The organism is Flavobacterium sp. (assembly GCF_046317795.1).
Classification (GTDB): domain Bacteria; phylum Bacteroidota; class Bacteroidia; order Flavobacteriales; family Flavobacteriaceae; genus Flavobacterium.
Map to the genome: position 1 here is coordinate 1 of NZ_JBKCVI010000218.1, position 12,780 is coordinate 12,780.

The following is a 12,780-nucleotide window of genomic DNA, read 5'->3' on the forward strand; positions in this document are numbered from 1 at the left end:
TTAAAAAGATTTTTATATAAACTCAAGGTGCTTTTCGTTGATGAAACAAAAATAGGTTTTTATTGGATTATGAAAATCCATTTTTATCAATAGTTTTGATAAAATGAAAACCGCGGGGTTCATAACCTTGATTGTAATAAAAACGGTGGGCAGGAAAATTTCCTGTAAAGGCATCAAGAACGATACACGTGCATTGAAGTTCTTTGGCTTTTTCATCAATATAATTGGAAATTAGTTTTCCAATTCCTTTTTTACGATAGTCAGGATGCACAATAAAGTTGTCAATTTCGATATATTTTCCCGTCCATAGTTTGGTGCCAAACCAAAAGCCAGTTAAACCAACACAAATTTTCCCATCAAAAACGGCTACTTGTTTGTAGCTTTTGGGAATCATATCTTCGAGGAAAGATTTATAACGTTCGATAGCCATATTGGGATATAGCAATTGGATGGTTTCAAATTGTTCGAGGATTTCTTCAAGCGATGAAAGTTCTCTGATTTCCATTATGGGATTTTTATTTAAAAGTATAAAAAAGAGCCAACGCGAGTTGACTCTTTTTGGTAAAATATTATTTTGAAAATTATCCTTTCAAAGCTTCCGCTCCACCAACAATCTCCAATATCTCATTAGTAATGGCAGCTTGACGCGCTTTGTTGTAGGTTAATTTCAATTGGTTTCTCAACTCGGTTGCGTTGTCGGTGGCTTTGTGCATTGCCGTCATACGTGCACCGTGTTCTGAAGCAAAGGAATCTCTTATAGCTTTGTATAATTGTGTTTTTAACGATTTTGGAATCAAAGTCAATACAATTTCTTCTTTGGATGGTTCAAAAATATAATCTCCAGTTGAAACTGGCTTTCCCGAAGTCTCTGGATGAACTGGTGCTAGTGGCAAAAATTGTTCGGTTTGAACGATTTGTGTCGCTGCATTTTTAAATTGGTTGTATACAATCTCAATTTTATCATATTCGCCAGCGATAAATTTTTCGGTCAATAAATCTGCAATTTTAGCAACATTATCAAAAGTAAGTTGATCAAAAACTTCGCTTTTATTCTCGATTACTGAAGTTGTTTTTCTTAAAACATCATTTCCCTTTTTACCGATAGCAAAAATATCCACTTGTTTTCCATTGTAACTATCAGCAACTAATTTTGCTTGTTTGATCACGTTAGTATTGAAAGCACCACACAAACCACGGTTTGATGTTATAGCAACAAGTAATACTTTATTGATTTCGCGTTGGGAAGTATATTCTCCACCAGCATCACCGTCTAGAGTAGCGCTAACACTTTGCAATAATTCCGTTAATTTTTCGGCATAAGGTCGCATAGCTGTGATAGCATCTTGTGCTTTTTTCAACTTTGCAGCAGAAACCATTTTCATCGCCGATGTGATTTGCATCGTTGACTGAACGGAAGTAATTCGATTACGGATTTCCTTTAAGTTTGCCATTTGTTATAGTATTAAGATTTAAGTATTAAGTATCAAGACGTCTTAATTCTTGATACTTAATACTTAATACTTTTTAATTATATTTTGCTCCTATTTCCTTAGCTGCTTTTTCTAAGACATCAGTGATGTTATCATCTAATTTTCCTGCTTTTAAAGCATTCAAAGTGTCTCTGTGCTTGTTGTTCAAGTATTCCAAATAATCTTTTTCGAATTCTTTTACTTTGTTTACAGGAACATTTCTCAATAAGTTTTTAGAACCTACATAAATAATAGCTACTTGGTCTTCTACTTTATAAGGATCGTTAACGGCTTGCTTTAAGATTTCAACGTTACGTTTCCCTTTTTCAATTACGTTTAAAGTAACGGCATCCAAATCGGAACCAAATTTTGCAAACGCTTCCAATTCACGGAATTGTGCTTGATCCAGTTTTAAGGTACCAGCCACTTTTTTCATTGATTTAATTTGAGCATTTCCACCCACTCGAGATACCGAAATACCCACGTTAATTGCCGGACGAACTCCGGAATTAAACAAATCTCCATCCAAGAAAATTTGTCCATCTGTAATAGAAATTACGTTTGTTGGGATATATGCAGAAACGTCACCGGCTTGTGTTTCAATAATTGGCAAAGCGGTTAATGAACCACCACCTTTTACGATTGGTTTCAAGTTATCTGGTAAGTCGTTCATGTTTTTTGCGATATCATCATCAGCAATTACTTTACATGCTCTTTCTAATAAACGAGAGTGCAAGTAAAAAACGTCTCCAGGATAGGCCTCACGACCTGGTGGTCTTCTTAATAAAAGAGAAACCTCACGGTAAGCCACCGCTTGTTTTGATAAATCATCATAGATAATCAAAGCAGGACGACCTGAATCTCTAAAATATTCTCCAATTGCAGCTCCAGCCATTGGTGCATACACTTGCATTGGCGCTGGATCAGAAGCGTTAGCCGCTACAATAGTTGTATAAGCCATTGCGCCTTTTTCTTCTAATGTTTTTGCAATTAAAGCTACAGTTGACGCTTTTTGTCCGATGGCAACATAGATACAAAATACCGGTTGACCAGCGTCATAAAATTCTTTTTGGTTCAAAATGGTATCAATACAAACCGTAGTTTTCCCTGTTTGACGGTCACCAATAACTAACTCACGTTGTCCTCTTCCAACTGGTATCATCGCATCGATAGATTTGATCCCTGTTTGTAATGGTTCTGTTACTGGTTGACGGAAGATAACTCCAGGCGCTTTTCTTTCCAATGGCATTTCATATAAATCACCACCGATTGGTCCTTTACCATCAATTGGGTTACCCAAAGTATCCACAACACGACCAACAATTTGCTCGCCAACTTTTAAAGAAGCAATACGTTGCGTTCTTTTAACGGTGGATCCTTCTCTAATTCCAGTTGATGGTCCTAAAAGTACCACACCCACGTTGTCTTCTTCAAGATTCAAAACTATGGCTTCCAATCCGTTTTCGAATTGTACTAACTCGCCATATTGTGCATTGGACAAACCATAAACAAGAGCGATACCATCACCAACTTGTAATACGGTACCAACTTCTTCTAACGTAGCTCCAGATTGAAATCCTTCTACTTGTTTCTTTAATATTGCTGAAATTTCAGCAGCTTTAATTTCCGCCATTTTGATATATCTTTAATGGTAATTTAATTACTAAACTCTCTTTTTAATTCTTGCAATCCGTTTGCCACAGAAGCATTGTATTGTTTATCGCCTATTCTTAAAATAAATCCTCCAATAATTTTTGGATCTACTATATTTTCGATAGTTATTTTTTTGTCTGAAATCGTTGCTATTTTTGCTAATACTTTACTTTCTAAATCAGCAGTGATTGGGAAAGCGGTTGTAACTTTGGCAACCTCAACATTATTCATTTGGTCGAATAACATATTGTACTGTGAGGCAACTTGTGCTAAAATTTCAAATCGCTTATTATCGTGCAACAATCTGAACAATGATTTAGTTTCCGATTGAACAGTAACAAAAACTTCTGAAAGTGCATTCATTTTCACTTCGGATGAAATAATTGGACTTGATAAAAAATCAATCAATTCTGCGCTAGCAGCAATGGAAGTAACGATAGACAACATGTCTTCGTTTACTTTAACAGCATTCCCATTGGAAAGGGAAATTTCTAAAATGGCTTTCGCATATCTAATCGCAGCTCTTGACATACCGATTAATTTAATTTTACATCGCCTAACATTTTCTCTACCAATTTGGTTTGAGATTCTTTGTTAGACAATTCGTCTTTTAATAATTTTTCAGCAATATCTAATGATAAAGTAGAAACTTGCGCTTTCAATTCTGCCAAAGCTGCATTTTTCTCGCTTTCGATGGAAGCTTTTGCTTGTTCAATCATTTTTTGACCAGCAGTTTGCGCTTCTGTTTTAGCATCATTAATCATTTTGTCTTTGATTTCACGAGCTTCTTTCATCATAGCATCACGTTCTAATCTTGCTTCGGCTAACAATTTTTCATTGTCTGCTTTCAAGTTTTGCATTTCTTTCTTTGCATTTTCTGCTGATAGTAATGCATTTTTAATACCTTCTTCTCTTTCATTAACTGCATCGAGAATAGGTTTCCAAGCGAATTTTTTCAAAAGGAAAACAAGAGCTAGAAACAATACTGTTTGCATGATAAACAAACCTAATGAAAACTGTCCAAATAATTCTTCCATTATATTATATCTTAAATTTAAAATGTATTAAATAATTAACAAAAGCTACAACCAACCGTTATAGCTTTTGTTTCTTTTTTTAGTTTACAGCAAATAGAGCCGCGAAACCAATACCTTCAATAAGCGCAGCTGCAATAAGCATAGCTGTTTGGATTTTTCCAGTAGCTTCTGGTTGACGAGCGATAGCGTCCATTGCTGAACCACCGATTCTACCAATACCGATACCTGCACCGATAACTACTAATCCTGCTCCAATAATTTTAGGAATTTCCATAATGTATATATATATATTTAATTAAACATTCTTTTTATAATTAGAATTTAGATATTAGATTGTAGATATATCTGAAATCTAATATCTAAATTCTAATGTGCTTCCTCATGGTGATGTTCTTCAACAGCCGAACCAAAATATAAGGCCGCTAACATCGTGAAAATATAGGCCTGTAACAAGGCAACTAAAACTTCAAGCAATGACAATACAAAAGCTAATAAAAACGATAAAGGACTTCCTATTGGGCTATTAAAAGTATACATCAAAGCAATTAAACTCATTAATACAATATGTCCAGCTAACATATTTGCATACAAACGAATCATCAATGAAAATGGTTTGATTATCGTTCCCAATAATTCTATTGGAGCCAATACAAATTTCATTAAAACTGGCACTCCTGGCATCCAGAAAATGTGTCCCCAATAATCTTTCTTTGCTGTAAAGGTTGTAATCAAATAAGTTATTATAGCTAATGCAGCTGTAAAAGCAATGTTACCTGTAACGTTTACTCCTAGCGGCGTCAATCCGAACATGTTTAAGAACCAAATAAAGAAAAAGGTGGTCAATAAAAAGCTCATGTATTTTTTATAATGCTTCTCGCCAATGTTTGGAATAGCAATATCATCTCTGATGTATAAAATAATTGGTTCGAAGAATCTACCAGCACCTTTAGCAATAGAACCGTTTTTCTTGTATGATTTTCCTAAACCTGCAAATAGTGATAACATTAATAAACCAACGATAAGAATCATCAATACGTTTTTAGTAATAGAAAAATCGAGTGGTTTGGTATTGGTTACATGTCCTTTTTCATCTTCTGTAAAAGTTCCTGCTGAATCTGTTTTGTATACTTTCCCGTCGTGGTGGTTTATTTTATAGAAGTTTCCTTTTGATTCAGCTACTGCTTCTCCATGTTCAAATTTTGAAGACGAAAAGAAATGAATTCCATTATCCCATAAAATTACTGGCAGTGAAAAACCAAAATGGTTCTCGCCATTTTTGCCATATGAAAAAAGATTAAAATCATGTGAATCTAATAAGTGGTGTTTCACATAATTTTTGCGTTCTAAATCCGCCTTTTGATCTTCTGTTAAATTCTCAGGAATCCTATGCGCTTCATTTGATTTTTCTTGAATTTTGTGTGATGTTTCAGTAGTTACTTTTTTTGTGTCTACACTTGGATTAGCAAAACAAAATAAAGGCAAACATGCAACTAATGTTGCTATAATAAAGTGGAGTGGTTTTCTTGAAATCACCATATCTGACAATTAACTTAAATTAACTTTTTCAAATTTGGTGCAAAAGTACACTAATAATTTATATTAAAAAGTATAACTTTTGTTTTTTTTGATGGAATTATCAAATTAAGAACAAATTACTGCTTATTGTTTAAAATTCTGATGGTTACAAGTGTTTCTATTATCAAAAAGTAAATAAATATAATAAAAAAACTCATCTTTTCTGTTGGTGTTTTAGGATGGTTTAATGTTAAAATTGGTTTTAAAAACACATATGCTATAACCATCTTTAATGTAGTGAGAAATAAAAAAGTAAACCCTACAGAATTAATGTTTTTCTGTTTGACTTTATCTAAAATTAAAATTAGCATTGCAGAAAAGAAAAAGAAAAAGAAATACAGCAAAGGAATTGAGTAGACAAAGTCTTCTTCATAAATTTTAGGAACAAAAAAATAAAATAATAATTTATGAATTATAAAACCTATTGTTCCTAAAACCAATAAGGCAAAAATGGATTTGAATTTTTCTAAATTCATACTATTCGTTATCTGATTTGTTAATTTTCTTCAACTGTCGATTGATGTTGTAGAACGCTATTGCTACACCAAGCATGGTTAAAATCTTTACATATAAACTATGCGGATTTGTATATTTTTCATCAAGCCAACGGCCTAGGTATGAGAATAGAAAAACAATAATTCCCATTTGGATTGGGATGTTTATGAGCGTTAACCATTTATTACGCTGTTTTTTCTTCTGTTGATTGTCCATTGTTGACCATAGTTTTTACATGAGGTTTCATAACGCAAGAAGCGCTGAATTCAGCTCCTGGTTCAACTGAAAGTTTGTTGCACAAAACATCCCCTTTTATCTTTGCTTTTGCCTTTATGCTAAGCAAATCTTGAACTTGTATTTTTCCTTCAAAATGTCCTTCGATGTCGGCGTTTTGACAAATAATATCGCCTATAACACTTCCTGCTGGACCAATAACTAATTTCCCTTTTGACTGAAAATTTCCAATTAATTTTCCGTCCAAACGAAAATCTGCTGGGGAAATAATATCCCCTTTTATGGATGTTCCTTCTACAATTCTATTTGTTTTACCAAGTAAATCGGTATATGATTTTGGACTTTTTTCAAACATGATTTATCCTTTTTTTTCTGGTTTTTCCATTTGAGGTGATGGTGGTAAACCGAATTGATTATCGTTATCTTGGATTCCATTTTGTGGATTCTTTGGCTGATTACCATTATGTTTTTTTGAACTCTCCGGATTGGCTTGTTCTTGTCTTTGTGCTGGCTTTTCTTGTTGAGCAACGGGTGCTTTTTCAATAGTGCCGTCCCAATTTGGTGGAGGTGGATTATCTGCTAAATTACCAGCTAAGAATTCGTCTAATTTCTTTTTGATTTGAACAATTGCATAATTTTCTGCCGAAATAATTATGGCTTTTTCTTGAACTTTATAATCCTTATAATCTTTTAAAATGGAAACAATTCCTTTGGCCAAATCTTCTGAACTCATTCCGTGAATTACAACAAAATTATCTGTCATGGTATAAATATCTGAAGAAATAGAAAGTTTATTCAACCCTCTGTCGGCTATGAATTTTTTAATTTTTGCTTGGAGAATTTTGGTGTTTTTATCTTCAAAATCTTTTGTGCTGTAAAGGATTTTCCAGTTTTTTGAGTCGTTTTTTGATAATTGTAAAGCTTGTAGCTTTGGTATATCAACATTCAACATCGTCTCAGCTCTTTTGCCTTCTTCGCTGTTTGGATAATTGAGCGCTACAAAATTTAATGCTTTTGCATATTCGTCAAGTCCACTTAATTTTGCGATTACATTGGCTTTAAGTAATTCAAATTTTGGCACAATTTCATCACCAGCAAATCTATCAATAGCTTGTTCTGTTGCTGTTACTACTTGCTTGTACTCTCCGCTTTGGTATTTCTTATAAATGTTTTCATAAACTACTTTTGGGGAGTCACTTGAATCTGCTATTTCATTTTCTGGATTTTTCAAAATCTGAGCATATCTCGAATTTGGATATTCTGAAATAATTCTCGATTTCATTTCTTCCGCTTTGCCTTTGTCAATAATTTCATAAATCTTAAACAAATTATACATTGAGGGCAAAACCAACCTTTCTTCGGGGTTGTAACTTAATAATTTTTCTAATTTATTTGCCGCTAGCTGGTATTCTTTAAACTTCTCTTTGTAAATAACACCTAGTTGAAAATACGCAAAATTTCTTTCTTTGCTCAAACTATCTATTTCGGTCTGTGAAGTTGGGATTTGACTAATATAAAAATCGGGTGAAAACCTATCGTCAACAATTACTGAATCCTTTTCTGTTTTTCCTCCTTGTTTATCTTCTTGTTCGAAAGCTACATCATCATTTTTTTTACTAGATATTGATGAAACTCGCCAATTATCTTGTAATGATCGTTTACCCCAGTTTTTAATGAATTCTTTTTTTCCATAAGCAACCGTCGATGGATTGTAAAAATAAAAATCTCCTTCACTTCCTGATGAAGGTTTACTTACTGGTGGTAAAGTTGGCTGGGGTTTGTTATTGCTTGGGCTGTTATTAGAGTCTATTTGACCATCTGCTTTTTCTTTATTTTCTTTAATAATAGCTTCTTTTTCAGCTATTTTTTGAAGTTTTTCTTCTTGCTTTTTTAATTCTATAATATAGTTTTCAAAATAGATTCTTTTGGCACTATCCGACATGCTAAACAAAGAAATAATACTGTCATTGTTCTTTGCAATTCCTTCGTATTTGATGACATCTTCCAGATTCTCTCTTTTCTTTTTTATTAAATTAAATTCACGAGTTCTGGGTTTTAATTGTACTAAAGTGCTATCATAATATTTCCCAGCTGTAACATATTTTGCCGAGTTAAAATATATGTCGGCTAGGTTTCGATAATTAGACGCTACGAGATAACTGTCTCTTGATTTATCTTTTAAGGAATAATTATAAAACAACTTGGCTTGTTTGTAGTTTTTCTTTCTGTCATAAAATAATGCCATCTGATGGTCTAATACATCAAGGAACGGTCTGTTCTCTCTATCTTTTAAAAGTTCATTGTATTTAGTAATAAAAGCTAAAGTATCGCCATGCTCATAATCAAAATATTCTGCAATACGAATATGGGAATGAATTACATATTCTCTTCCTGCTTTGCGTTTCATATCAATTATTGAGCGGTACATTGTCAAAGCACTATCTTTTTGTTTTAAGTCTTCAAAAAGTTGTCCCAGAATAAATTTATATCTCGATTTTTCTTCGTTTGATTTAGTATATTCAATAGCAATTTTTAGTTTGGCAACAGCACTGTCTTTTACTTCAAGATTTAAAAAAGCTTGTGCTAAAGTAGCATTGGCATCGGCAAAAATTTGATCTTTGAATTTGATTTCTTTCAATAATTTCCGAAGGTTGTTGACTGCCAATTGGTCGTTTTCCAAACGCATATTCGTTTTTTCTCTCCAAATTTTTACTTCATATATTTTATCGCTTTTTGGAGATTTATTTAACACATAATTAAAAGCATCAAGCGCTGGCACAAATCGTTGGTCATAATACCTTGCTTTGCCAAGCATTAAATATGCTTCATCCATTTGTGGGTTTTTTTCAGAACCCTGAATATACATGGAGTGTTTTTGGATTGCTTTGGTAGCTTTAGTTTCGGCTCTTTCAAAATTGGCATTCTTGTTTTCTTCTGGCAACATCGATTCTTCCGAAATTTGCATTCTCTCTACTGGAAGTAGTTCCCAAAAATTATCTTTATTTTGAAGTTTTACCTCTTCAATCCCTTTATCTAAAGCAATCCCTCCATTATACAAAATATTATCCTTTGTACTTAATGCATGAGAATTTCTAGACAGAAATGTGTTTTTTTTGGTAGAACAAGCAATCAAAAAAACAAGCAATCCCGTAAAAATTAAATATTTAATAGTATTGGTTTTCAAAGCAAAACGTTTTTATAATAACGTGAAAAAGTTATAAATAGTATAACTAACGGGTAAAAATACGTTTCTTTTTGATATGTCAAAAAAATTACACTGCAAAAAACGCTTCCAACTCTTTTAGAGTTTCTGGAGATGTTTGAATATCTTTCACTACTTCGCCCAGATGCAACGCCACAATTCTGTCGCAAACCTCAACAGTATGAACCAAATCGTGACTAGAAACGAGAACAGTTACTTCTGGATTATGAGCTAATTCTTTTATGATTTTTTTCAATCTATTTACAGTAGTTGGATCTAAATTAGCAAATGGTTCATCTAGAATAACTACTTCTGGGTTTCCAATTAAAGTAGCGATAATGCCCACTTTTTTCATATTCCCTTTGGATAAATCTCTAAGGTATTTTTTGCTTTTCAAGATTTCTCCGTTAAAGAATTCTTCATGTTTGGTTAATAAAGCATCGACATCGGCTTTATTTTGTCCTCGTAAATCACCAATGAAATAAAAGTATTCTTCGGCGGTTAAATAACCAATCAAAAAGCTTTCGTCGATAAACGCCGAGGTGAAAGGTTTCCATGCTTCACTTGTATTGACTTGAACGCCATTGTTTACAATATGTCCTGAACTGGGTTGAATTAAATCCAATAACAAACTAAAAAAAGTGGTTTTTCCAGCACCATTGTTTCCAACCAGTCCAAAGCTTTGTCCTTTGGGGATTTCCAAGTTTGAAATATTTAAAACGTTTACTCCTGCGATATATTTTTTGGTTAAATTTGTTACTTGTATCATTTTTTTGCGTTTATGAGGTTTATAAGGTTTTGAGGTTTATTTTTGAAAACTGAGACTGAAAACTGGACACTAATTTTTCTGTTTGTAAGCAGCAATGGTCGCGTATTTTTCTGTTTTATAGATTTTTTCGATTTTGGAAAATACAGTATTTCTCAAAGCAAATCCTAAAATTCCGGCAATTGCAACGAATAAAAATCCAATGTTGGCAGAAAACAAATAATATCCCGCAGCATATAGTAGCATTGGTACTAATAATTTTGGCAAAGAAATTAACAGGGTTTTCATATTAAATGCTTGTTTATCGCCAAAAGCTTTGTTTGCCATTGTCAAATCTATAGGTGTTTTCACAAAAGCACCTCCAAGCAATACCAAATGAGAGTTTACCCCAATATTGTAAATAGCTCCTACCACTATTAACATATAGGTTTGCCATCCAAAATACAAATAAAACGAAGCTATAACTGTTGAAATTATGGTTGCAATAACCATCAACCACCATTTTGAATTCAAATATTGTCGGTAGCTAATATTTTGGCTCATCATTAGTTGATAATAGGCACTATCCCAACTGGGAACAAACTGTCCGAAAGTAAATAAAAATCCACCCGATACAAAGATGCCAGCAAACACATGCATGACGGGATTATTATAAGCTTCAATCGAATTGGTAAAGAAAAAAAATCCATAGAAAACAAAAAGAAAACTCATAAAAACAGTAGTTCTGGAACGTTTGTTCCTTTTCAACAGTTTGATGTCGTTTTTAAGAAATGTTCCTAATGTTCCAAATTGGTTCAACCAAGTAAGATTTTCGGTTTTTGCTTCAGCACTTTTCTTAGCCAAACCTGTATCTAAATTCAAATCATTTTTGAAAAAATTAAACGAAAAATAATAGGTAATTATGAGTAAAAGTATTGGAATTAAAAATAAATAATTGGTGTCATACATTCCTTGAAAAAAAGGTTTGGTGTACACTGTAATGTTGAAAAATTGATAGTATTGTGCCAAACCAAGTGAAGCCACTATAGCTACTAATGGGTAAAAAACAATGTCTTTATTATTTATTATTACATTCAGGAAATTATTTGTATAAATCAACGCCATCATGGCCAAATGCCAAAGAATAGCTTGATAACCATAACCTTCAATTAACAAAACAATGGTAAACGGCAAAAAGAAAAAAGCATGAATGATGTTAAAAAAAGAAATGGCTGTTTTTCCTAATGAATAATGAACAATTGTACTTCTCTTTATGGGCAGTGTCAATAAAGGTTTAATATTGGTAACCGGCATTTTTTGGATTAACCATCTCATTATCAAATCACCCACTAAATAATAAATGATATAGGTGTTAATCGTGGAAAGTGGTTCTAATCCCTCCTGCTTTAAAATAAAAAACACTGCCGAACCTAATATGGCAAAACATACCATAAAATATAAAGCTCCTAAACCCATAATGATTTTCAGCGCTAAGTTAGTCGCAAAGGATGCCGAACGAAAAAAAGATTTCCATTCTAATTTAATGAAATGTTTGAACATAGTTAACGGTTTAAATTTTTGAATTAGTTTCTAAAAATAGGAAAATGTTACAGACTTTCAAAATTTCTTTATTTTTCAATTCGTTGCTATTTCTTTACCTTTACAAAAAAATATTTCATGTCATCGTTTTATAAATTACACATCAAAGAAGTAAAACACGAAACTCCCAATGCTATTTCAGTGGCTTTTACCATTCCTGCCGAACTAAAATCGGTTTATACTTTCATCGCTGGACAATATGTTAATCTGAAATTAACGCTTGACGGACAAGAAATTCGTCGTGCTTATTCTATTTGTTCGTCACCCAATAGTAGTGAATTAAGAATTGCTATTAAATCAGTGAAAAGTGGTCATTTCTCCAAATTTGCCAACGAAAATTTAAAAGCTGGAGACATTCTTGAAGTAAGTCAACCCGAAGGTAGGTTTACATTTGAACCCAATAATGAAAAACAAAAAAACTATGCGGCTTTTGCTGCTGGTAGCGGAATTACGCCTGTTATATCCATTCTGAAATCGGTTTTAGAAAGTGAGCCAAAAAGTACATTTGTTCTGGTATATGGAAACAAAACGCCGGAAGAAACGATTTTTCATAACGAGTTACACGAGCTACAACTGAAATATGTAGGACGCTTTTTTGTACATTATGTCTACAGTCAGGTAAAAATAGGAGATGAAATTTTTGGCAGAATTGATAAGTCGGCGGTTAACTATGTTTTGAATAACAAGCATAAAGAAAAAGAATTTGACAAGTTCTATTTATGCGGTCCAGAGGAAATGATAAATTTGGTTACCAATGTTTTGAAAGAACAT

Annotated in this window: 14 protein-coding genes; 1 reads left to right on the top strand and 13 read right to left on the bottom strand. The window is 32.9% G+C overall.

The window, feature by feature from the left end:
* Positions 1-67: 67 nt before the first annotated feature.
* The 13 genes from ACK5ON_RS12775 to ACK5ON_RS12835 all read right to left on the bottom strand — a co-directional run bounded on the left by ACK5ON_RS12775 (position 68) and on the right by ACK5ON_RS12835 (position 11,970).
* Complete coding sequence (locus tag ACK5ON_RS12775; protein WP_409823184.1) at positions 68-505, bottom strand: GNAT family N-acetyltransferase; 438 nt, start codon at positions 503-505, stop codon at positions 68-70.
* A gap of 76 nt (positions 506-581) precedes the next feature.
* The gene (atpG, locus tag ACK5ON_RS12780; protein WP_409823187.1) at positions 582-1,451 is read right to left on the bottom strand and encodes an ATP synthase F1 subunit gamma; all 870 of its coding nucleotides are present in this window, start codon (positions 1,449-1,451) and stop codon (positions 582-584) included.
* Positions 1,452-1,524: 73 nt separating this feature from the next.
* Positions 1,525-3,102: a F0F1 ATP synthase subunit alpha gene (gene atpA, locus ACK5ON_RS12785; RefSeq protein WP_396172768.1), complete on the bottom strand. Its 1,578-nt coding sequence runs from the start codon at positions 3,100-3,102 to the stop codon at positions 1,525-1,527.
* Positions 3,103-3,125: 23 nt separating this feature from the next.
* Positions 3,126-3,659 (bottom strand): ATP synthase F1 subunit delta, encoded by a 534-nt coding sequence (gene atpH, locus ACK5ON_RS12790; RefSeq protein WP_409823204.1) that lies wholly within the window; start codon positions 3,657-3,659, stop codon positions 3,126-3,128.
* On the bottom strand, positions 3,659-4,159 hold the full coding sequence (locus ACK5ON_RS12795) for a F0F1 ATP synthase subunit B (protein WP_409823190.1): 501 nt from the start codon (positions 4,157-4,159) through the stop codon (positions 3,659-3,661). The genes atpH and ACK5ON_RS12795 overlap by 1 nt, the downstream gene beginning before the upstream one ends.
* A gap of 79 nt (positions 4,160-4,238) precedes the next feature.
* Complete coding sequence (gene atpE, locus ACK5ON_RS12800) at positions 4,239-4,433, bottom strand: ATP synthase F0 subunit C (RefSeq protein ID WP_103805844.1); 195 nt, start codon at positions 4,431-4,433, stop codon at positions 4,239-4,241.
* 92 nt (positions 4,434-4,525) lie between these two features.
* The gene (gene atpB, locus ACK5ON_RS12805; protein WP_396172772.1) at positions 4,526-5,695 is read right to left on the bottom strand and encodes a F0F1 ATP synthase subunit A; all 1,170 of its coding nucleotides are present in this window, start codon (positions 5,693-5,695) and stop codon (positions 4,526-4,528) included.
* A 116-nt stretch (positions 5,696-5,811) separates the two neighbouring features.
* A complete protein-coding gene (locus ACK5ON_RS12810) occupies positions 5,812-6,210 on the bottom strand; it encodes a hypothetical protein (RefSeq protein WP_396172774.1) in 399 nt (132 codons plus the stop codon).
* A 1-nt stretch (position 6,211) separates the two neighbouring features.
* Positions 6,212-6,445: an AtpZ/AtpI family protein gene (locus tag ACK5ON_RS12815; protein ID WP_396172776.1), complete on the bottom strand. Its 234-nt coding sequence runs from the start codon at positions 6,443-6,445 to the stop codon at positions 6,212-6,214.
* Complete coding sequence (locus ACK5ON_RS12820) at positions 6,414-6,818, bottom strand: polymer-forming cytoskeletal protein (RefSeq protein WP_396172778.1); 405 nt, start codon at positions 6,816-6,818, stop codon at positions 6,414-6,416. Before ACK5ON_RS12820 ends, ACK5ON_RS12815 begins: the two co-directional genes overlap by 32 nt.
* A 3-nt stretch (positions 6,819-6,821) precedes the next feature.
* Entirely contained in the window at positions 6,822-9,647 is a 2,826-nt protein-coding gene (locus ACK5ON_RS12825; protein ID WP_409823196.1) for a tetratricopeptide repeat protein, read from the bottom strand.
* Positions 9,648-9,735: 88 nt separating this feature from the next.
* Positions 9,736-10,434, bottom strand: a complete 699-nt coding sequence (locus ACK5ON_RS12830; RefSeq protein WP_396172782.1) for an ABC transporter ATP-binding protein — start codon at positions 10,432-10,434, stop codon at positions 9,736-9,738.
* Positions 10,435-10,503: 69 nt separating this feature from the next.
* On the bottom strand, positions 10,504-11,970 hold the full coding sequence (locus ACK5ON_RS12835; RefSeq protein ID WP_409823199.1) for a DUF5687 family protein: 1,467 nt from the start codon (positions 11,968-11,970) through the stop codon (positions 10,504-10,506).
* A gap of 117 nt (positions 11,971-12,087) precedes the next feature.
* Here ACK5ON_RS12835 and ACK5ON_RS12840 point away from each other — a divergent pair.
* Positions 12,088-12,780, top strand: a 693-nt coding sequence (locus tag ACK5ON_RS12840; RefSeq protein WP_409823201.1) for an FAD-binding oxidoreductase, incomplete at its 3' end; no start/stop codon positions are given.

Coding starts and splice junctions, on each gene's coding strand:
- ACK5ON_RS12775 (WP_409823184.1), bottom strand. CDS start 505: ATGGAAATCAGAGAACTTTCATCGCTTGAAGAAATCCTCGAACAATTT.
- atpG (WP_409823187.1), bottom strand. CDS start 1,451: ATGGCAAACTTAAAGGAAATCCGTAATCGAATTACTTCCGTTCAGTCA.
- atpA (WP_396172768.1), bottom strand. CDS start 3,102: ATGGCGGAAATTAAAGCTGCTGAAATTTCAGCAATATTAAAGAAACAA.
- ACK5ON_RS12795 (WP_409823190.1), bottom strand. CDS start 4,159: ATGGAAGAATTATTTGGACAGTTTTCATTAGGTTTGTTTATCATGCAA.
- atpE (WP_103805844.1), bottom strand. CDS start 4,433: ATGGAAATTCCTAAAATTATTGGAGCAGGATTAGTAGTTATCGGTGCA.
- atpB (WP_396172772.1), bottom strand. CDS start 5,695: ATGGTGATTTCAAGAAAACCACTCCACTTTATTATAGCAACATTAGTT.
- ACK5ON_RS12810 (WP_396172774.1), bottom strand. CDS start 6,210: ATGAATTTAGAAAAATTCAAATCCATTTTTGCCTTATTGGTTTTAGGA.
- ACK5ON_RS12815 (WP_396172776.1), bottom strand. CDS start 6,445: ATGGACAATCAACAGAAGAAAAAACAGCGTAATAAATGGTTAACGCTC.
- ACK5ON_RS12820 (WP_396172778.1), bottom strand. CDS start 6,818: ATGTTTGAAAAAAGTCCAAAATCATATACCGATTTACTTGGTAAAACA.
- ACK5ON_RS12830 (WP_396172782.1), bottom strand. CDS start 10,434: ATGATACAAGTAACAAATTTAACCAAAAAATATATCGCAGGAGTAAAC.
- ACK5ON_RS12835 (WP_409823199.1), bottom strand. CDS start 11,970: ATGTTCAAACATTTCATTAAATTAGAATGGAAATCTTTTTTTCGTTCG.